Genomic DNA, 20,679 nt, shown 5'->3' with positions numbered 1-20,679 from the left:
CGCGTACCTTGAAGTCGAGCACGTCGAGGCCGAGATCGAGCGTGCCGAGCCAGAAGCGTAGACGCTGGGTCAGGCGCGCGCCCGGATGACTCAACGCATCCGTCAGAGACTGGGTCGCAGCATTCATACGCATACCAATTCGTTGAGAGGAACAGGTGAAACCGCGGCGACTCCCAGCTACGCGTCGCATTCGCAATTCCGGGCAAGTTCGCAATTTAGAAATCACGGCGCGATAAACGTCAAATTAACTCTCCGAGACCGTCTGGAATTTCCAACGATTCAGTCAAATAAGGATAAATAGCGTCTTCTCTATTTATTGGGATGAGATTAGGTGATACGCCACTAGTCGATGTTCTCGCCTCCTCCTATATAAGACGTATTCCTAAATAATTGAGACAAATCTGAATGGGCGACTCGCCGTTATGTCGTGCAAACATGATTACACCGGCAACGAATGTCACCAGTATTCAAGTTGGTCGATTTCACGGCGGTCATGGCGAAGCTAACACTTACGAGTAATCTCGTACGTTTCGGCGTCTTCGAGCTTCATCAGATGCACCGGAAAACCAGCCAGCAGGTGTGCATGCAGGCACTCGCGAGAAGCAGCGCTGGCCAGGTCGGCCCGCTCTGCGGTGGCCTGGCCGGCGTTTTCCTGGGTGCTCTGTGTGGTGGTGCGGCTGGTTGTGCCGCCGGTAGGGGACAAGCATGTTTCTCAGACGGCAGAAAACCGGTCTGTAGTTTTTTTACTTTGCCAGTTCGTATTTCGAAACCGCACCGCAATCATCATCGAAAAAAAGCCCGCGCCCCACTCAAGCCTCTCACTTCGGCGTCACATCAATCCCACCAAGATACTTCTGCGCCAGCGCCTTCACCGTCCCATCCGCCTGTATTTTCGCAATCGCCGTATTCAGCTGATCACGCAACGCGGTATCCCCTTTCCGGATCCCAAACGCAATCCCGCTACCCAGAATCTTGTCGTCGCGCACCGGCTGACCGACAAACGCGAAATCCTTTCCATCCGGTCGTGACAAGAATCCGTTCTGCCCAGCCGGCGCCAACACCAGTGTCGCGTCCAGACGTCCCGCCACCAGGTCCGAGTAGATCTGGTTCTGATCCTGATACGAGACCACGTTCACGCCCGCGTTTTCCCAATGAGCCTTCGCGAAAGTCTCCTGGATCGACTCTTGCAGCACGCCCACCCGCTTGCCCTTGAGTGACTCCGGCGTCGGCACCAGACCGCTATTGCTCTTCGCAATCAGTTGGGTCGGCACGCGGTAGATCACGTTGGTGAAATCAATGGCCCGGCGGCGCTTCTCGGTGGCGTTCATCGCCGAATTGATGGCGTCGAACTTGCGACCCTCGAGCGCGGGAATCAAACCGTCGAACGACGTCTCGACCCACTTGCATGTCACATGAGCCGTCGTGCAGACGGCATTGCCGATGTCGATATCGAGGCCCTGCAACTCACCGCCCGGCCCCTTCGATTCGAATGGCGGATATTGCGCCTCGAGCCCGAAGCGCAACGTGCCCGGATCAGCCGCTATCGCCGAAACCGATGCCAGCGCGCACGCGAGAGCAACCAGATTCCCAAGCAGTTTCATCGTCGATTCCTTACTTTAATTTTGTGTGCACTTCGCAGCTGCCGAAACACCTCTGTTAAGCCGGTGCAACATCCGGCGGCGTGGCGAGACGCCGGTGCTCGAGCACCGGCAAGCGCCCGCGCACTTCGTCGAGCAATCTGCGCGTGAGCGTCGCGACGGCAATACCCGGCTCCTCATCATGACGCGCCAGCACCTGACCCCACGGATCGACGATCATGCTGTGCCCAAACGTGCGCCACCCGTTCGGATGCGTCCCACATTGCCCTGCGGCCAGCACATAAGCCTGATTTTCGACCGCACGCGCGCGCAGCAACAACTCCCAATGCACGAGGCCCGTAGTGTGCGTGAAGGCGGCAGGTACCGCAATCACATCGGCGGCCGGACCGACGCGATATAACTCCGGAAAGCGCAAGTCGTAGCAAACGGAAAGCCGCAACGCGCCGAACGGACCAGATACCGTGCCGACGCTTTCACCGCCAACCATCGTGTCGCCTTCCGCATGCTGCTCGGCGCCCTGGTTGAAGCTGAACAGATGAATCTTGTCGTAGCGCGCGCTGCACTGTCCCGCCGGATCGAACATCAAGGCGGTGTTGTATGCGTGTGTCCCAATTTGCGCGCCGCTCGCCGGACGGATGGGTACCGTGCCGCCAATCAGCCACGTTTTCGTGTCGCGCGCCAGTTGCGCAAGTGCATGCTGGATCGGTCCATCGCCAAACGCTTCGGCAAGCGCCACGCGCTCGCTTTCGTCGCTGCCGATCCAGCAAAAATATTCAGGTAAGCAAATCAATTCAGCACCCGCGCGCGCAGCCTGCTCGACCCAGCGCCGCGCTTCGGAAAGATTGCGCGCCACGTCCGCGCCGCTGCTCATCTGCACAACCGCAGCCTTGAGCGTCTCCTGCATCTGACTCATGCGGCATTCCTCATTCTCAGATCTCACACAGACGCCGCGCACCTTCAATCAGCGTCGCGTCGTCCTTTGAAAAGCTCAGCCGGATCAGGCCCGAATCCGTACCGTCAGTGTAGAACGCCGACAACGGAATGGTCGCCACGCGCGCGTCGCGAATCAGGCGCAGCACGAAGTCGCTGTCGCTTTCGTCTGAGAAGCCACGAAAGCGCGCGAGCATGAAGAAGCTGCCTTCACTCGGCAACAGTTCGAAACGCGATTCGCGCAACGCATGGGCCAACAGGTCGCGCTTCTGCTGATAAAACGCCGACAGTCCCAGATAGGTTTCAGGCCTGGCGAGTGCATCCACAAACGCATATTGCATCGGCGTATCCGCGGAAAACACCATGAACTGATGGACTTTGCGTATTTCGTCCATCAGCTCGGCAGGCGCGAGGCAATAACCGACGCGCCAGCCGGTCACGTGATACGACTTGCCGAACGACGACACGATCACGCTGCGTTCGGCCAGTTCGCCATGACACGCCATGCTCCGATGCTTCGCGCCGTCGAACACCACGTGTTCATAGACCTCATCGGAGAGAATGATGATGTCGGTGTTACGCGTCAAAGCCCTCAGGCGTTCGATGTCCGCTTCGCTGAATATGGTCGCAGTCGGATTGTGCGGCGTGTTGATGATGATCATGCGTGTCCTCGGCGTGATCGCCGCAGCGACCTCGTCCCAGTTCACGCGAAAGTCGCTGAGCGACAGTTTGATCGCCACTGGTTTAGCGCCTTGCAAACGCACGATCGGCGCGTAGCTGTCGAACGACGGCTCGAAGTAGATCACCTCGTCGCCGGGATGCACCAGTGCGCTGATCGTCGAATACAGGCCTTCGCTCGCACTTGCTATCACGGTCACTTCGCGCGCGGCGTCATAGCGCACGCCGTACAGCGTCTCGACCTTGCTGGCGAGCGCTTCGCGCAACGCGCCAATGCCGGCCATCGGCGCGTACTGGTTATGGCCGGCGCGCATGGCTTGCGCGACGCCGTCGACCAGCTTCGGGTCCGGCGCGAAATTCGGCGCGCCCTGCGACAGGTTGAGCGCTTCGTGTTGCGCGGCCAGCTGGCCGATCACAGTAAAGATTGTCGTGCCCACATCAGGCAGTTTCGAGCGGGCGTGCAAGGCGCTCTGCATGAGAGTTTCTCCATCTGACGGCGAGGCTGCGGTGCGCCTTTGGATGGCGCTCCAGCCGGTTTGACGATTAGGCATCAGCCGGCGCGCGGTCACAATCGATAGTTTGTCATGCGCGGCATGCGTTTACGTCATGCGAGGCCATGACGCACGTCGGCCGGCCAAAGCCGGCCGGGAACCCGTGGCGTGGAATGGATCAGGGAGGCGTAGAGGGTGTCGAGCCGGACTGCGGCGTCCGCAGACCGGCCCGAGGTATGACGAAACGTGATGCTCGATGCTGCGCCCGGGCGAGCGCAGCCGTCGCCGGCTTACTCGTCCATCAAGCGGACTTTCACCTTCTTGCCCTTCACCTTGCCGGCGCTGAGCTTGCGCAACGCGTCACGCGCGACAGTGCGTTCAACCGCCACGTAAGTCGAGAACTCCGTCACGTTGATCTTGCCAATCTGCGAACCAGCGAAACCGGCTTCGCCGGTCAGCGCGCCGAGCACATCGCCGGGGCGGATCTTTTCCTTGCGGCCGCCGAGGATCTGCAGCGTTTCCATTGGCGGCAGCAGACGTTCGTTGCTGGTCGAGGTCAGCTCGGACAGCGGATGCCATTCCACCTCGCGCCCCTGCGCCTGCTCGAGACTGCCGACGCGGCCCATCTCGTTCATGCTCGCGAGACTCAGCGCCCAGCCTTCCTGATCCGCCCGGCCGGTGCGGCCGATGCGATGCACGTGCACTTCCGGATCCGGCGTCACGTCGACGTTGATCACCGCTTCGAGCTGCGCAATATCGAGGCCGCGCGCGGCGACGTCGGTCGCCACCAGCACCGAACAGCTTCGGTTCGCAAACTGGATCAGCACCTGATCGCGCTCGCGCTGGTCGAGTTCGCCATGCAGCGCAAGCGCATGAAAGCCCTGCGCGCGCAGCACGTCGAGCAGATCGCGGCACTGCTGCTTGGTATTGCAGAACGCCAGTGTGCTGACGGGACGATAGTGATTCAGCAACAGGCCAACCGCATGCAGCCGCCCGTCTTCGGTCACTTCGTAAAAGCGCTGACGAATCTTGCTGTTGTCGTGGCGTTCCTCGAGTTTGACTTCCTTCGGATTGCGCAGGAATTGCTGGCTCAGCTTGACGATTCCTTCCGGATACGTCGCCGAGAACAGCAACGTCTGCCGCTCCTTGGGGCACTGACGCACGACGGTCGCGATATCGTCGAAGAAGCCCATATCGAGCATCCGGTCCGCTTCGTCGAGCACCAGCGTGTTCAGCGCGCCCAGCGCGAGACTGCCACGCTCGAGGTGATCCATGATGCGGCCCGGTGTGCCGACGACGATGTGCGCGCCCTGCTCGAGGCTCGCGGTCTGCGGGCGCATCGGTGTGCCGCCGCACAGCGTCAGCACCTTGATATTCTGTTCGGCGCGTGCGAGGCGCCGGATTTCTTGCGTGACCTGATCGGCCAGCTCGCGCGTCGGGCACAGCACCATGGCCTGCACGTCGAAGTTGCGCGCGTCGAGGCGCGCCAGCAGCGCGAGTGAAAACGCCGCGGTCTTGCCGCTGCCGGTTTTCGCCTGTGCGATCAGATCGTGGCCGGCCAGCGCAATCGGCAGGCTCGCGGCCTGGATCGGCGTCATTTCGAGGTAGCCAAGCTGCGTCAGATTGACGAGCACGGCGGGCGGCAACGGCAACTGGCTGAACGGCGCGCCGGCTTGAGTGGGACTATTCATGTGGAGGGCTCGCTATCGGCTGAAGGCCAGGGACTATTCGGCCATGGGGCCAGGTGAGGGACGGCCTTCAATCTGCTCGTAGACCACCGAGCCGTCGTCCGCGTCAAAGCGCTCGACGTAGTTGCGCGCACCGCACATCGGACAACGGAACAGGAGCCCCTGGCCCTCGTTCTTGATGACGACGTCCGGCTGTTCCCACTGTGCTTCGCAGGACTGGTTTCTACATATAAACACGTTGATTCTCCAACTTCGATTCGATGGTTTGCTTCGCCTTGCAATCCGTCCTTCAAGGCGATGAGTTCGGCAGGTCCGCCGCGGGCGGCCGCCTGCTGCGGCATGGCTCGCGCAGCGCCGACAATGGCGTTTTCAACTGCTTGAGTTCGTCGATGAGACCACAAATCGGGCCCGGAAGCCACCCATGCCTCACGCCGGTCACACCGGTCGCGCCAGTTACGCCGCCATGCCGCGCCATGCGCAGAGGCGGCCCCGCCCACAAACCGAAGCCACAAAACAAAACGGGCAGCCTGGGCTGCCCGTTCCGGTGAACTTCACGCGGCTTCAGTCATGCATCAATACGCCGCCGTATCCGTCCCATAGGCTTTGTCGTAAGGGCCGGCCGGCAATCCCGTGCCCTGCAGATCGACGGCGCGCAAATTGGCCTGACGCGCGAGCGGAATGTAATCCGGCTTCGCTTTCTCGACCGCCGCCGTGATGGCCGCGGAAATCAGGTCGCCCACCAGAAAGCCCGTGCTCTGCGCCTGCGGCGAATACTTCAGTACCTGGTGGCTCTTCCACAGTTCCTCGCCCGTCGTGCCGCTCTTGAGCGAGTAATCGAGTTCGACCGTCGTGATGGTCTTCAGCACGACGTACTTCGAATCCCAACGCTTGATGCGGATGTACATGATTGCGTCGGCACCGAACATCTTGCCGAGTGCGGTCGGGTCGCTGCCGTGCACCATGTTCGCGTCGGACAGGCCGTCGTCCGACATCACTTTCTTCGTCAGGTTGACCGGGAACACGTAATAGCCGCGCTCGGCGATCGGACGTGCAATGGTCGACAGGAAGAAGTCCGGCGCGTCGACGTCGACGCTTTCGTTGATCACCGGCACCACGAGGATCGAATGCGGCGATGCCGCCCGAAATGCCGAGTAGTCGGCGTGCGGCCCCTGGTTCATCGGCGCGCATGCGGCCAGCGCGGACACGATCACGGCGGTAAACGCCGCGCGAATGGCAGATTGAACGAGCTTCATTGCTTTTGGGCCGGGTTGGTCGACGCGAGTCGGATCATGTTGGTCATCAGCACGGACGACTCCGGCCACGTGGTCTGTTCCTTGGTGAAGAACTTGACGGCGTTGGCGTTGTCGCCGCCTTCGAACAGCAGTTCGCCGTATTCGGCATACATGCCCGGAGGCACCTTCTTGTTGGCCGCCTCCGACGCCTGAATCGCCGCCAGCAGCTTGGCCGCGAACGCGTGGCTGTCAGCCGGCGTGCGGTAATAGCTGTACATGGCGGACTCGTAGTCGCCCCAGTTGTATTTGGCGGTCTGTTGCTGCGCACAGCCGCTTGCCAGTGCCACCAGCGCGATTGCGCCGGCGCCCTTGATCCACGTTGTCATCATGGTTGAGCTTCCCCGTTTGCTACATCGACCTTGATCGTTTCTCCCGAGGTCGCGAAGACCTTCTTGCGGAGCACGACCGTTTCGTTGCGGCGCACTTCCACCGTGTGCGCGCCTTCTTCAACCGTCAGCACATGTTTCACGCCATCGTATTGCGAGGCCTGGCCCATGGCAGTGCCGTCGAGCACCAGCGTCGCATCCGCGGGCGCGCCGAGCAGTGCGAGCGTCGGACGGCTGCCGCCGCTTTCGACTTTCGACTGCGGCATCGCGCAGCCAGCCAGCGTCGCGACGACCAAGGCGCAAGACAGCCACACGCCGCTCACGCGGGATTGATTCCTGAGAGTGCGCATGGGTTACTCCGCGACGTAGTATTTGGCCGCGCCATTCGCGGGAACCGTGCCCCCCACCAGCTGCGCGACGGAGCCTTCATTGGTCTCGTCGTCGCCGAAGGAACTCACGACCCGCAGCGTGGCCACCGGCGTCGCCGGCAAGGCAATCTGGAAGCCGGTCTGGCCGCTTTGCACCGACTCGCCCGGTTTGAACACGCGCAGCGTCGCGCCCGGTTGAATGCCCTGACGCGGGCCGCCGGTGATGAACACCGTGCTGCCGTCCACCTTGAGGATGTCCGTGCGCCACGGGCGCTCGTTGAGCCTGGTCATCATCGCGCCGATCACATCGGAGATGGCGGCCGCGATCGCCTTGTCGTTGAGCGTGCCGTCGTAGTCCGCGCGGCTGCCGAAGCCCGCAACCTCACCCGATTCGGTGGACGCTTCACCGCTGCCCTGCGCCGAGAAGAACACATAGCCGGTCTTCACGTCGACGAGCCGCAGTTCAACCTTCGCATGCGCGGTCTGCACCTTGGTCGAACTCAGGAAGCCGGCCTTACCCGTGGTGCTGCGGCCAAACTCTGTGACCGAGCCCAGGATCAGCGTATCGACGCCGATCATCTTGCCGTCCTTCGCAAGTCCCTGTTCCGCTGCGATCTTGCTCAGATCCGGACGCTCGAAGACCATGAACTGCTTCGATGCGACGAGGCGCGCAGCGAGAATATCGCTTGCCTGCTTGCCCAGCGGATCGAGACTCGAGTCGGTCACGAACGTACGGCCATAGCGCGTCTCGTTGGTGAATCGCCCAATAGCAATCTTGCGCTTGAGGATTTTCTGGGCCGGCGCGGCTTGTGCCTCTTGCGCGGCGGTTTGCTGAATGCGCGGCTGCGGCGCTTCAACCTTGGTCGGCTGGTCAGAAACCGTCGCACAACCAGTCATCGCCATGACGAACGTCACGGCGCATGCAGAGCGTATTTTCATTTTCCCCGATGCGAATTGGCTTTACAGGTCGGGCGCGCTCTTCTAGCTGCAGTTGACCTGCCGCTCGCGCGCCTGCTTATTTGATGCGCAATGGATTCTTCCAGTCACGGCAATTCGCTCAGAATATCGTTGTTAATCAACGCATCTAGCGATTTTCACCGTGCCGCAAAGAAATTTCTAAACCACTGCGCACGTCTTTATATCGGCAGGTCAATGCGAACCTTTAAGGATTCGTTGAATCCGGCTTTAAAGGCTGCCATTGATGTTTGAAGGTACGCCGATTCTTTATGCAAAAGGAATATTGCCGGCCATACATCAAGCGATTGAAACGGCTACGTTTGTTTCGGCGCGAGTGCTTGCGCTTATCGCGGCCTTCAAGGTGTCCGATGGCCGCACGCCGAAGAGCTTGCGATAGTCCGTCGCAAACTGGCTCAGATGCCAGAAGCCCCAGGCGGCCGCGACGTCCTGGACGGAGCGCGGCTCACGCCATGCATCGCACAGGTCGCGGCGCGCGCCGTTCAGCCGGATGGTGCGTAGATAGGTGGCCGGCGCCATCCCCAGCACATCCTGGAAGCAATATTGCAGCGTGCGCCGGCTGACATGCAGCCGCTCGCACAATTCGGGCACGCTCACGGCGCGCTCGCGGTTGGCCAGCACGTAGTCGCGGGCCTCGGCGACGATCCATTGCCGGCGCGGGCGCGTGGGAATCGCAATCGGCTCAGATGAAGTGAGCGCGCCTGGATCGAACAGTGCCGCGAGCACCGCTGCCTGAAGATTGTTGCGTGCGAATGCAGACAGCGGCGACAGACTTGCCGCGCCGTGGTCGAGCACCTGCTGCAACGACGCGCACAATCGCGCCTTGTGGTCGAGCCCAATGGGCACCACTTCGTTGCTCAGCACGTGATCGGAAAGACCGATCTGTTCGACTTCTGCCGCATAGCGGCGCAACACCTCGCCCGTCACCACGACGCCAAATATCTCGAAGCCTTGCGGCGTGATCAACTCGAATTCGACGCCACCCGGGCGGCACGCGAGCGCGTCGCCCGCGATCACATTGGCGTCGATGCGCCCCGAGTCGTCCCGGTAAGTCGGAATGCCGAACCAGTACGCATCCGATCGGATCTCGCAGGTCTGCCGCAAGGTGTGGCTCGTCGTTTCGCAAAACACCTGCATGTGATCGAGAAACAACTCGGTAATCGAACCGACGAAGCGGCCCGCGGTGAGCTGATCGTAGGTCTGGCTCCAGCCGTGCAGATTGCGCGCCTGTTCGTCGGCATCGTGCGCGATGCGGGTCTGAGCACAGAAGCTGCCGGACGGGAACTGCGTTGGCGGCGTCGACTCCGCGGTGTGACTGCGATCAACCGCCGCACAAGAAAGATCAATCGTCATACCAGATCTGCCCGTAAGCGAGTCACGTAGCGAATAGAAAAAAGGCGCGAGCAGTGCCGCACACGTGAGTCAGAAACACTATAGCGCTTCAAAAAAACGGTGCGGCGCGCATCTCAGTCAAGCCAAGCTCATCACTCCGTGTTCGGTCGGAAGAGAGCGGAAAAGAACGGAGGAGAAACGCAAGTCGCATGCCGAATGCACTCCGCTAGCCATCCTCTGCATATGAACGCTGCACTGCTCAATTCCTGAACATGTCACGAACACCTGTGCAGAAACGGCGCGCAATGCGCTGAACACATTGAACAGATCCGGACCTCCTGGCAGCGACCATGCCTGCTCCCACTGGACAGGGTCACGCGTTACGCGAATTGGCACGCTTCTGGCGTATTCGACAGGCGGCAAGCGGATTACCGCACCGGGTATTCACCATTCAAACATGTGAGGAGCACACAGATGAATCACGCAGAAATGCAGTTTCTGACCACCGAATTCCCGTATAAAAAGCAGTATGCGAATTTTATCGGCGGCGAATGGGTGAAGCCCGTCGGCGGCGAATACTTCGACAACATCTCGCCTATTACAGGCGAGCCGTTCACATCGATTCCGCGCTCGCGTGAAGCCGATATCGAACTCGCACTCGACGCCGCGCATCGCGCCAAGACCGCCTGGGGCAAGACTTCGACGACGGATCGCGCCAACATCCTCAACCGCATCGCCGACCGGATGGAAGCGAACCTGCAGCGCCTCGCGGTCGCCGAGACGATCGACAACGGCAAGCCCTTGCGCGAGACCATGGCCGCGGACATTCCGCTCGCCATCGATCACTTCCGCTATTTCGCGGGCGCGGTCCGTGCGCAGGAAGGCTCGATTTCCGAAGTGGATGACGACACCGTCGCGTATCACTTCCATGAACCGCTCGGCGTCGTGGGACAAATCATTCCGTGGAATTTCCCGATCCTGATGGCCGTGTGGAAGCTCGCCCCCGCGCTGGCTGCAGGCAACTGCGTCGTGCTGAAGCCCGCGGAACAGACGCCCGCTTCGATCCTCGTTCTGCTCGAATTGATCCAGGATCTGCTGCCGGCAGGCGTGATCAATGTAGTGAATGGCTTCGGTCTTGAGGCAGGCAAGCCGCTCGCCTCGAACAAGCGCATCGCGAAGATTGCCTTCACGGGTGAGACCACGACCGGCCGTCTGATCATGCAGTATGCGAGCCAGAACATCATTCCGGTGACGCTCGAACTGGGCGGCAAGAGCCCGAACATTTTCTTTGCCGACGTGCTGGATCACGACGACAGCTATGTCGACAAGGCGCTCGAAGGCTTTGCGATGTTCGCGCTGAATCAGGGTGAAGTGTGCACCTGTCCTTCGCGTGTGCTGATCGACGAGAAGATTTACGATCGCTTCATGGAGCGCGCCTTGAAACGCGTGGCTGCCATTACCCAAGGCCATCCGCTCAACAGCGCGACGATGATCGGTGCGCAAGCTTCGCAGGAACAGCTTGAGAAGATCCTCTCGTATATCGACCTCGGCAAACAGGAAGGCGCGCAATGTCTGATTGGCGGCGAGCGCAATTCGCTGGACGGCGAACTGAGCAAGGGCTATTACGTGAAGCCGACCGTGTTCCGCGGCAACAACAAGATGCGCATCTTCCAGGAAGAAATTTTCGGACCGGTGGTGTCGGTGACGACCTTCAAGACCGAAGAGGAAGCGCTCGAAATTGCCAATGACACGCTGTACGGTCTCGGCGCGGGCGTGTGGACTCGCGACGGCACGCGTGCGTATCGCATGGGACGCGGCATCCAGGCCGGCCGCGTATGGACCAACTGCTATCACGCGTATCCCGCGCATGCTGCGTTTGGCGGTTACAAGCAATCGGGCATTGGCCGTGAGAATCACAAGATGATGCTCGATCACTACCAGCAGACCAAGAATCTCCTCGTCAGCTATAGCCAGAAGCCGCTTGGCTTCTTCTAAGCCAGACGTTCCTGTGAGCGAACCGCCGCGCGGTTCGCTCTTTTTCCTCGCGAGGAAGGATCATGTCTGTGAAGGAAGTGGAACGCGTGATCGTCACGCCTGCCGCCGAGGAGTTGATCGGCAAGCTGAAGGCCGAACATGGGCCGGTGCTGTTTCATCAATCGGGCGGTTGCTGCGACGGCAGTGCGCCGATGTGCTTTCCGGTCTCGGATTTCATAGTGGGCTCATCCGATGTGAAGCTGGGGACCATTGCGGGCGTGCCGTTTTATATGAGTGAATCTCAGTTCGAATACTGGCAGAACACACAGTTGATCATTGATGTCGTGCCGGGCACGGGTGGAATGTTTTCCCTGGAGGGGCCGACCGGACTGAGGTTTCTGACGCGCTCAAGGGTGTTTGAGGACGACGAAACGGCGTGGCTGCAAGCGCATCCGGTTGAACGAGTGGACGCGTAAATCAGGCGTAGGCACTTGCGTTTCAATTACCGCCTTCGATCTTCGACAGGAGGCTGGGCCGCGGCGGCGACTGCAGGTGTTTGAGGCGCCGCTTCCAGCAAAGCTTCGCTGTCGTCTTTAAGGCCCACCCCCGTCAAACCCAGGCGCCGCGCATGCGTCAGCAGATAGTGAAGCTTGTGCGCCGCGGCCGCATGGTTCAACCCTTCGGGACGCACATTCGAAATGCAGTTGCGCTGGGCGTCGCTGCATCCTACTTTCGGCGCGTAGGTCAGGTAGATGCCCAAGCTATCCGGCGAGCTCAACCCCGGACGCTCGCCGATCAGCATCACCACAAGCTTCGCGCGCAGGATCTCGCCGATCTCATCGCCCAACGCGACGCGTCCTTGTCGAGCGACCACCACGGGCCCGATTTTCCAGTCCGTCAAACGAGGGCACACCGCCTGCAACAGCGGGATCGATTGTCTGGATGCGGCGAATGCGGACAAGCCGTCGGCGATCACGAATACGACTTCTGGATCCTCCGTGCAGACGGCTTGCGTCAGCGCTTCGCGGCTCGCATCCGACAAGCGTCTGCCGAGATCCGGCCGGCGCAAATAGTGCTCACGATCCGGCGCTGCGCTATGCACATCCAGCGTGGTAAAGCCGTTGGCGCGCAGTTGCTCATGCAGCAGGTCCACATCAAGCGGATGATGCACGGCGTCACGCGCCTGCGCGTGCGACAGATTGAACGCGAGCAGCGGCGCGGTCGGCAAGCTGTTGCCCGCGCGACCCAACGCGATCCGTGCATTGGTGAACTGACGCAACGCGCCCCAGGGATTCTTTTCGAGGATGTCCTTGCTCATGCCATCCCCATCCATTCGCGCGCACCTTCCAGCAGCGGCTGTTTCGTCGCGCCGTTGAGCAGGACGCCCCGAGCGTCGGCGATCTGCATCGACTCCAGCCACTCTTCGAACTCGGGCGCACGTCGCAGGCCCAACACGTCGCGCACATACAGCGCGTCATGGAACGAGGTGCTCTGATAGTTGAGCATCACGTCGTCGGCGCCGGGCACGCCCATGATGAAGTTGATGCCCGCGACGCCGAGCAGCGTCAGCAGGTTGTCCATGTCGTCCTGATCGGCTTCCGCGTGGTTCGTATAGCAGATGTCGCAGCCCATCGGCACGCCCAGCAGCTTGCCGCAAAAGTGATCTTCGAGGCCGGCACGCGTGATCTGCTTGCCGTCGTACAGATACTCCGGACCGATAAAACCGACCACGGTGTTGACAAGGAACGGCTGGAATTTGCGCGCGACCGCATAGGCGCGCACTTCGCAGGTCTGCTGGTCGACGCCATGGTGAGCATCGGCGGACAGCGCGCTGCCCTGGCCGGTCTCGAAGTACATCAGGTTGTTGCCGACTGTGCCGCGCTTGAGCGACAAGCCTGCTTCATAGGCTTCCTGCAACAGCGCGAGCGAGATGCCGAAGCCCGCGTTGGCCTTCTCCGTCCCCGCGATCGACTGAAACACCAGGTCGACGGGCGCGCCCTTTTCAATCGCCGCGATCGTATTGGTCACGTGGGTCAGCACGCACGATTGCGTCGGCACCTGATAGCGCTGCCGGAAATCGTCGATCATCAGCAGCAGTCTGGTGATTGCGGCGAGATTGTCGGTGGCGGGATTGATGCCGATCATTGCGTCGCCGCAGCCATACATCAGGCCGTCGAGCATCGAAGCGGCGATGCCTTTGACGTCGTCCGTCGGATGATTGGGCTGGAGCCGTACGGACATATGCCCCGGCAAACCGACCGTATTGCGAAAACGCGTCACCACCGGACGTTTGCGCGCCGCCGCGATCAGGTCCTGGTTACGCATCAGTTTTGAAACCGCTGCGACCATTTCGGGCGTCAGGCCTTGAGTGACACGCGTGAGCGCAGCCGTATCGGTTTCGCTGCCCAGCAGCCAGTTGCGAAAATCGCCCACCGTCAGATGCGCGATTTCAGCGAATGCTTCGGGCGAGTGGTCGTCCATCACGAGGCGCGTGACCTCGTCGCTTTCGTAGGGGATCAACGCCTCGTTGAGAAACGTGCGCAACGGCACTTGCGCGAGCACCATCCTGGCGGCCACGCGTTCTTCTTCGCTGGCCGCCGCGATACCGGCGAGCTGGTCGCCGGAGCGCAGCGGACTCGCCTTCGCCATTAGCGTCTTGAGATCTGCGAATCGATAGGTGCGACTGCCGATCATCTCCGTATAGCTCATCTTTGCGACTCCATCGCCGCTGCGCGCGCAGCGGCCTGATCCGTCAATCTTCGAGCAAGGCGTCGGCGGGCGCCACTTCGCGCTGATGCCGCGTCAGCAGAAAATACACGTAGCCCAGCGCCAGAAAGATCGCGAAAATGATGGCCACGAGAAAGTTGAAGTAGACCATCGTACCGAGAGAAATCAGCGCGGCCACCAGCGCGAACGCCGGGAAAACCGGGAACAGCGGCGCGCGGAACGGCCGCTCCATGCCCGGCTCCGAGCGGCGCAGCTTGAAGAGCGCCAACATGCTGATGATATACATCACGATAGCGCCAAACACCGACATCGTCACGATGTTGGCCGTCAGGGTCTGACCGCCGAACTGGATCAACTCGTCGCTGTAGATGGCGGCGATGCCGACCACGCCGCCTGCGAGAATCGCACGATGCGGTGTCTTGAAGCGCGGATGCACTTTCGAGAGCCACTCGGGCAAATAGCCGGCGCGAGCCAGCGCGAAGATCTGCCGCGAATAGCCGAGGATGATGCCGTGGAACGACGCGACGAGGCCGAACAGGCCGAGCCACACGAGCATATGCATCCAGCCGCTGTGCTCGCCGACGATGAACTTCATCGCTTGCGGCAGCGGGTCGTTGATGTTGCTGAGCTTGGTCCAGTCGCCTGCCGCGCCCGCGAATACCATCACGCCAACGGCCAGTGCCACGAGGGTGAGGATGCCGGTGACGTAGGCGATCGGAATGGAGCGTTTGGGGTTTTTCGCTTCTTCAGCGGCCATCGCGACGCCTTCAATCGCAAGGAAGAACCAGATCGCAAACGGAATCGCCGCGAACATGCCGTGGAACGAGCCCATGCTGAAGGTATCCGAGCCGGACCAGCCGCCCTTGGTGAAGTTGGCCCACTGGAAGCCCGGCGACACCACGCCCATGAACACCAGCAGTTCGAAAATGGCGAGCACCGTGACGCACAGTTCGAATGCCGCGGCGATCTGCACGCCGGCGATGTTCAGCGCCATGAACACGAGATACGCGCCCATGGCCGCGTGCTTCGGCTCGAGACCGGGGAACTGGACGTGCAGATAGGCGCCAATGGCCAGCGCAATCGCCGGCGGCGCGAAAACGAATTCGACGAGCGTAGCCGCGCCCGCCAGATAGCCGCCGGTCGGGCCAAACGCGCGGCGCGCGTAGGCGAACGGGCCGCCTGCCTGCGGAATCGAGGTGGTGAGTTCGGTGAAGCTGAAAATGAACGTGGTGTACATCGCGGCGATGAAAATTGCCGTGAACACAAAGCCGAGCGTCCCGGCGCTGGCCCAGCCGTAGCTCCAGCCGAAGTATTCGCCCGAAATCACAAGGCCGACAGCAATGCCCCACAACTGCCACGTCCCGAGCGTCTGCTTCAACTCGTGATGCGTCACTTTTCCGACGTGCTGGCTTTTCGACTCTGCTTTCATCAGAAGCTCCCTGGTTTGGCGGTCGTCCTGGGCTTGATGCCGCGAGGTGCGGGCACGAGCAGACAGGCTTCAGGCGATGGTAGTGAGCCATTAATCGAGGCGTTATCGAAAATCGGCAAACATGAAAGATGGATGGAAGCGGCCCAGCGACGGTTGCTCTAGCGGTTTTTGTTGCGGTGCAATGGCGAGTGCGTCAGTTTCCGGCCGAGGTATTCGGTCTGACTTTCGCAGGATTTGGTAAATCCGGCCGTGGTACTTTTGATTGCACTGAACGCTTGATCTGACTTCGGCACTTACGAATATGAACGATCTCACTCACCGGGCGCGTTACGAAGCACGGCTAAACCGGGTGCTCGACCATATTTACGATCATCTCGACGAACCGCTCGAGATTGACCGGCTCGCGGAAATCGCCTGCCTGTCGCCGTATCACTGGCACCGGATTTATCAGGCGATGCATGGTGAGACGGTTGCAGTCACCGTGCGCCGGTTGCGCTTGCATCGGGCGGCCGGCTATCTGGCGAATGGATCCATGCCGATTGCCGAAATTGCGGCGCGATCCGGCTACAGCAGTTTGCAGTCGTTTAGCCGTACGTTCAGTGCCGCGTTCGGCATGCCGCCCGCGCAATATCGCAAGCAAGGCACACACAGCCGGTTTCGTCCGGCGCTATCAGGAGGCGATCAAATGACCATGCGGGAAGTGGTAATTCGTGAGGTACCGGCGATGCGGGTATTGACGGTCGATCACGTGGGCTCGTATATGCAGATCGGCAAGGCGTTCGATACGCTGGTGGGCTGGCTTGCGGCGCGGAACCTGCTGTCGCCCGAGATGCGGATGGTGGGGATTTTCCATGACGATCCGGGGATCATGGCTGAGCGAGAGTTGAGGTCGAAGGCCGGGGTGGTATTGCCGCGCGTCATTGATGTTGATGTGCCCGTAACGGTGACCGAAGTGCGCGGTGGGCAGTATGCGGTGTTGCGGCACAAGGGACCGTATGCGGATATGGCGTCGGCCTATCAATGGCTGTATGGAGAGTGGCTGGTGCAGTCGGGGCGCGAGGCGGCGGATGCGCCCGTGTTCGAGGAGTATTTGAATAATCCTAAAGATACGGCGCCAGCGGAACTGGTGACGGAAATCTGTTTGCCACTGGTTTGAGAGAGGCTGGGCGATTGCTGTTGGGCTGTGCGATTTGCGGGCGGTATTGCCGAAGCTTGTCTTTGTTCTTCACTGTATACATATATATACGTAGTAATAGTTAACAAGCACGGCGACTCTCTGTGGATAAGTGGAATCTTCGCCGATAGATCAAGGGACTACAGATCCGATAACGCTACGGGCTGTGCGTGGACATGCCGCTTGAGGTCGGGACAACTTCTTGGGCGGTCCGGAAAAGATGTGGTTTATCAAAGTTCGACCCACAGGAAGTTAGAGGAGTTATCCCGCAGTTTTGCAGAGGGGAGTGTGGATAAGTCGCTCTCACAGAAATGCGGAGCTATTGGCTCACTGGCTCCATTTCACGGGTGCGGTCGAGAGGGCGCTCGACGCGATCTCATGCTTGCGGTGAAGTCACCAACCCAAAGGATATTGAAATGCAAAGCGATTTAGCCAGCTTGCGCGACCTCCTTCGCCAGTTTGCCGACGAGCGCGACTGGGACAAGTTTCACACGCCCAAGAATCTGGCGACGGCATTGAGCGTCGAGGCAAGCGAGCTATTGGAACCCTTTCAGTGGCTGACTTCTGGAGACAAGCGCGAGTTGGACGAACGCAAACAAGCCGCCGTTCGTCAGGAAATGGCGGATGTCTTGCTGTATCTCGTTCGCCTCGCAGACAAGCTCGATGTCGATCTCTATCAAGCCTGTCTGGAAAAGATGGATATCAATCGGCTGAAGTATCCGGCCGAAAAAGTCCGCGGCGATTCGCGCAAGTATTCCGACTACCAGGATTAATAGCCGGGCCAGGTGCGACGTGCGCCCACAGACCGCGCGCCAAGCCAGACGCACGCAAAAAAAAGCCCACATTGCTGTGGGCTGCTCTGCTTCTTGTGGCGAATCAGGGTCCGGAGTTCGGACCCGTGAATTCCTGACTGACACTCAAACGTCAATATTCCCCGCCCTAAGCGCATTCGACTCAATGAACGCCCGACGCGGCTCAACATCGTCGCCCATGAGCGTAGTGAAAATGCCATCAGCCGCAATGGCATCCTCAATCTGCACACGAAGCAGACGCCGCACGGCCGGATCCATCGTCGTCTCCCAAAGCTGCTCAGGATTCATCTCGCCGAGGCCCTTATAGCGCTGCTTGGAAACATTCCGCTCGGCGTCAGCAATCAACCACTTCATTGCATTCTTGAAGTCGTTCACAGCCATGCTGCGCTCACCGCGCTTGATCACAGCGCCAGGTCCAATCAAGCCTTTGAAAGTCAGCGCCGTATTCACAAGCTGCTGGTAATCAGCCGTCAGCTGGAACTCTTCATCCAGCACAGAGACCTTCTGATTGCCGTGATGCGTCCTCGACACGCGCAACGACCTCAGTTCGCGCACCTGGTCGTACATCGTGGTCACCCGCACTTCAGGCTTCAGCGGATCATCCCTCAGCTTCACTTCAAGCGCCTTGGCCGAAGCATCCGCGGCCTCCTGACTGGAGAGATCGATCACAACCCCGTCCATCACAGCCTCGAGCGCGCCAGCGTCATACAACCGGCTCAGGCGATCAACCACCGCCTGCGCAAGCAAGTAAGACCGGGCCAACTCACCCAGAGCATCACCGGCAATCGGCGTAGCATTCTCACCCGGCACCAGCTCCGAGCCGTTCAAAGCCAGCTTCAGCATATGAGCATTGAGCTCGGAAGCATCCTTCAGATACCGCTCGTCCTTGCCCGCCTTGATCTTGTAGAGCGGCGGCTGCGCGATATAAATATAGCCACGCTCGATCATCTCCGGCATCTGCCGATAGAAGAACGTCAGCAGCAGCGTGCGGATGTGCGCGCCGTCCACGTCAGCATCCGTCATGATGATGATGCGGTGATAACGCAGCTTGTCCAGGTTGTAATCGTCCTTGCCGATCCCGCAACCCAACGCCGTGATCAGCGTAACGATCTGCTCCGAGGAAAGCAGCTTGTCATAACGCGCCTTCTCGACGTTGAGCACCTTGCCGCGCAGCGGCAAAATAGCCTGGAACTTCCGGTCGCGACCCTGCTTGGCCGACCCGCCTGCCGAGTCGCCCTCGACGATATAAATCTCAGACTTCGCCGGGTCCTTCTCCTGGCAATCCGCCAGCTTCCCAGGCAAGCCCACGCCGTCCAGCACGCCCTTGCGACGCGTCATCTCGCGCGCCTTGCGAGCCGCATCACGCGCGCGCGCCGCATCCACGATCTTGCCGCAGATGATCTTCGCGTCGTTCGGCGTTTCCAGCAGAAACTCTTCCAGCGCCTTGGCCACCACATCTTCAACCGGCGCCCGCACTTCGGACGACACCAGCTTGTCCTTGGTCTGCGCGCTGAACTTCGGCTCCGGCACCTTCACGGAGAGCACGCACGACAGGCCTTCGCGCATGTCGTCGCCCGAAGTCTCGACCTTCGCTTTCTTCGCGACTTCGTGATCGTTGATGTACTTGTTCAGCACGCGCGTCATCGCCGCACGCAAACCGGTCAAGTGCGTGCCGCCGTCGCGCTGCGGAATGTTGTTCGTGAAGCACAGCACGTTCTCGTTGTAGCTGTCGTTCCACTGCATGGCCACTTCCACGCCCACGCCGTCTTTCTCGCCGCTGATGTGGAAAATGTTCGGATGCAGCACGGCCTTGTTCTTGTTGATGTACTCGACAAAGCCCTTCACGCCGCCCACGAACGCGAAATCTTCTTCCTTGCCGGTGCGCTGATCCAGCAGGCGAATCCGCACGCCGTTATTCAGGAACGACAGTTCGCGAATCCGCTTGGCCAGAATGTCGTAGTGATATTCGATATTGCCGAAAATCGTTTCATCGGCAAGGAAGTGCACTTCGGTGCCGCGGTTTTCGGTGTCGCCGGTCACCTGGATCGGCGATACGGCCACACCGTCGATCTCTTCGATGATGCGGTTCTGCGGCACGCCACGGTGGAATTCCATGAAGTGCTTCTTGCCGTCGCGGCGAATCGTCAGGCGCAGCCACGCGGAGAGTGCGTTCACGCACGACACGCCCACACCGTGCAAGCCGCCGGACACCTTGTAGCTGTTCTGGTCGAACTTGCCGCCGGCGTGCAGCTCGGTCATCACGATCTCAGCGGCGCTACGCTTCGGGTCGTGCTTGTCGTCCATCTTGAGGCCGGTGGGCACGCCACGGCCGTTGTCGGTGATGGAGATGGAGTTGTCTGCGTGGATGATCACCTGGATATCGTTGCAGTGCCCCGCCAACGCTTCGTCGATCGAGTTGTCGAGCACTTCGAAGACGAGGTGGTGCAAACCGGTGCCGTCCGATGTATCCCCGATGTACATACCCGGTCGCTTGCGCACTGCTTCCAGACCTTCGAGGATCTGGATCGAAGAGGCGCCGTAGCTGTTATCGGGTTGCGAATTGTTCGTGTCAGTCATGGATTTTTTCCGGTTCTGCGTTGCTGCCTGGTTGCTGCTCGGGACTTTTCAAAACACAATAAAAACGCCAAAGGGGCGCTGCGCCCCTTGGTGTTCTTCTTGATGTTGGACGCGTTAGATGCGCATCGGCATCACGACGTATTTGAATTCGTCGTTCTCAGGAATGGTGATCAACGCGCTGGAGCTGGCATCACCCAGGCTCACTTGCAACATGTCGACCTTCAGGTTTGCCAGCACGTCGAGCAGATACGTGACGTTAAACCCGATATCGACGCTGTCGCCGGTGTACGCAATTTCCAGTTCTTCTT

At 60.3% G+C, this 20,679-nt stretch carries 19 protein-coding genes and 1 pseudogene; 4 read left to right on the top strand and 16 right to left on the bottom strand.

The window, feature by feature from the left end; all coding sequences use genetic code 11:
* Nucleotides 1-502: 502 nt before the first annotated feature.
* The 11 genes from VGH41_RS17545 to VGH41_RS17495 all read right to left on the bottom strand — a co-directional run bounded on the left by VGH41_RS17545 (nucleotide 503) and on the right by VGH41_RS17495 (nucleotide 9,699).
* Nucleotides 503-703 (bottom strand): hypothetical protein, encoded by a 201-nt coding sequence (locus VGH41_RS17545; RefSeq protein ID WP_331598779.1) that lies wholly within the window; start codon nucleotides 701-703, stop codon nucleotides 503-505.
* Between the two features lie 115 nt (nucleotides 704-818).
* Nucleotides 819-1,601 carry an ABC transporter substrate-binding protein gene (locus VGH41_RS17540; protein WP_331598778.1) on the bottom strand — a complete coding sequence of 261 codons (783 nt, stop codon included), beginning with the start codon at nucleotides 1,599-1,601 and terminating at the stop codon, nucleotides 819-821.
* A 55-nt stretch (nucleotides 1,602-1,656) separates the two neighbouring features.
* Entirely contained in the window at nucleotides 1,657-2,511 is an 855-nt protein-coding gene (locus tag VGH41_RS17535; RefSeq protein WP_331598777.1) for a carbon-nitrogen hydrolase family protein, read from the bottom strand.
* Nucleotides 2,512-2,527: 16 nt separating this feature from the next.
* On the bottom strand, nucleotides 2,528-3,682 hold the full coding sequence (locus VGH41_RS17530) for a pyridoxal phosphate-dependent aminotransferase (RefSeq protein WP_331598776.1): 1,155 nt from the start codon (nucleotides 3,680-3,682) through the stop codon (nucleotides 2,528-2,530).
* 305 nt (nucleotides 3,683-3,987) lie between these two features.
* A complete protein-coding gene (gene dbpA, locus VGH41_RS17525; protein ID WP_331598775.1) occupies nucleotides 3,988-5,388 on the bottom strand; it encodes an ATP-dependent RNA helicase DbpA in 1,401 nt (466 codons plus the stop codon).
* Nucleotides 5,389-5,421: 33 nt separating this feature from the next.
* Nucleotides 5,422-5,622 (bottom strand): hypothetical protein, encoded by a 201-nt coding sequence (locus VGH41_RS17520; RefSeq protein WP_331598774.1) that lies wholly within the window; start codon nucleotides 5,620-5,622, stop codon nucleotides 5,422-5,424.
* Between the two features lie 335 nt (nucleotides 5,623-5,957).
* Complete coding sequence (locus tag VGH41_RS17515) at nucleotides 5,958-6,638, bottom strand: DUF799 domain-containing protein (RefSeq protein ID WP_331598773.1); 681 nt, start codon at nucleotides 6,636-6,638, stop codon at nucleotides 5,958-5,960.
* Entirely contained in the window at nucleotides 6,635-7,006 is a 372-nt protein-coding gene (locus VGH41_RS17510) for a DUF4810 domain-containing protein (protein WP_331598772.1), read from the bottom strand. Before VGH41_RS17510 ends, VGH41_RS17515 begins: the two co-directional genes overlap by 4 nt.
* On the bottom strand, nucleotides 7,003-7,353 hold the full coding sequence (locus VGH41_RS17505; protein WP_331598771.1) for a hypothetical protein: 351 nt from the start codon (nucleotides 7,351-7,353) through the stop codon (nucleotides 7,003-7,005). The genes VGH41_RS17510 and VGH41_RS17505 overlap by 4 nt, the downstream gene beginning before the upstream one ends.
* Nucleotides 7,354-7,356: 3 nt before the next feature.
* Nucleotides 7,357-8,274 carry a CsgG/HfaB family protein gene (locus VGH41_RS17500; RefSeq protein ID WP_331598770.1) on the bottom strand — a complete coding sequence of 306 codons (918 nt, stop codon included), beginning with the start codon at nucleotides 8,272-8,274 and terminating at the stop codon, nucleotides 7,357-7,359.
* A 351-nt stretch (nucleotides 8,275-8,625) separates the two neighbouring features.
* Nucleotides 8,626-9,699 carry a helix-turn-helix domain-containing protein gene (locus VGH41_RS17495; protein ID WP_331598769.1) on the bottom strand — a complete coding sequence of 358 codons (1,074 nt, stop codon included), beginning with the start codon at nucleotides 9,697-9,699 and terminating at the stop codon, nucleotides 8,626-8,628.
* A 453-nt stretch (nucleotides 9,700-10,152) separates the two neighbouring features.
* Between VGH41_RS17495 and adh the strand changes: the two genes are divergently transcribed.
* Nucleotides 10,153-11,673 (top strand): aldehyde dehydrogenase, encoded by a 1,521-nt coding sequence (gene adh, locus VGH41_RS17490; RefSeq protein ID WP_331598768.1) that lies wholly within the window; start codon nucleotides 10,153-10,155, stop codon nucleotides 11,671-11,673.
* 62 nt (nucleotides 11,674-11,735) lie between these two features.
* Entirely contained in the window at nucleotides 11,736-12,128 is a 393-nt protein-coding gene (locus VGH41_RS17485; protein WP_331598767.1) for a DUF779 domain-containing protein, read from the top strand.
* A 26-nt stretch (nucleotides 12,129-12,154) separates the two neighbouring features.
* Here the strand turns inward: VGH41_RS17485 and eutC are convergent, their stop codons facing one another.
* Genes eutC through eat form a run of 3 tightly spaced genes read right to left on the bottom strand, consistent with a single transcriptional unit; the run spans nucleotide 12,155 to nucleotide 15,808 of the window.
* Nucleotides 12,155-12,970, bottom strand: a complete 816-nt coding sequence (eutC, locus tag VGH41_RS17480) for an ethanolamine ammonia-lyase subunit EutC (protein ID WP_331598766.1) — start codon at nucleotides 12,968-12,970, stop codon at nucleotides 12,155-12,157.
* Complete coding sequence (locus tag VGH41_RS17475) at nucleotides 12,967-14,361, bottom strand: ethanolamine ammonia-lyase subunit EutB (protein ID WP_331598765.1); 1,395 nt, start codon at nucleotides 14,359-14,361, stop codon at nucleotides 12,967-12,969. Before VGH41_RS17475 ends, eutC begins: the two co-directional genes overlap by 4 nt.
* A 43-nt stretch (nucleotides 14,362-14,404) precedes the next feature.
* On the bottom strand, nucleotides 14,405-15,808 hold the full coding sequence (gene eat / locus VGH41_RS17470) for an ethanolamine permease (protein ID WP_331598764.1): 1,404 nt from the start codon (nucleotides 15,806-15,808) through the stop codon (nucleotides 14,405-14,407).
* Nucleotides 15,809-16,109: 301 nt separating this feature from the next.
* Between eat and VGH41_RS17465 the strand changes: the two genes are divergently transcribed.
* Together VGH41_RS17465 and VGH41_RS17460 are read left to right on the top strand one after the other, a co-directional pair.
* Nucleotides 16,110-16,964: an AraC family transcriptional regulator gene (locus VGH41_RS17465; protein WP_331598763.1), complete on the top strand. Its 855-nt coding sequence runs from the start codon at nucleotides 16,110-16,112 to the stop codon at nucleotides 16,962-16,964.
* Between the two features lie 434 nt (nucleotides 16,965-17,398).
* On the top strand, nucleotides 17,399-17,755 hold the full coding sequence (locus VGH41_RS17460) for a nucleotide pyrophosphohydrolase (protein WP_331598762.1): 357 nt from the start codon (nucleotides 17,399-17,401) through the stop codon (nucleotides 17,753-17,755).
* Between the two features lie 144 nt (nucleotides 17,756-17,899).
* Here the strand turns inward: VGH41_RS17460 and gyrB are convergent, their stop codons facing one another.
* Nucleotides 17,900-20,371 (bottom strand): DNA topoisomerase (ATP-hydrolyzing) subunit B, encoded by a 2,472-nt coding sequence (gyrB, locus tag VGH41_RS17455; RefSeq protein ID WP_331598761.1) that lies wholly within the window; start codon nucleotides 20,369-20,371, stop codon nucleotides 17,900-17,902.
* Between the two features lie 114 nt (nucleotides 20,372-20,485).
* A pseudogene (locus VGH41_RS17450) lies at nucleotides 20,486-20,679 on the bottom strand (DNA polymerase III subunit beta); the annotation flags it as partial.

The organism is Paraburkholderia sp. (assembly GCF_036488795.1).
In the GTDB taxonomy this organism is placed as follows: domain Bacteria; phylum Pseudomonadota; class Gammaproteobacteria; order Burkholderiales; family Burkholderiaceae; genus Paraburkholderia.
The sequence above is the reverse complement of the archived record's forward strand: the minus strand, read 5'-3'. Positions and strand labels throughout refer to the sequence as shown.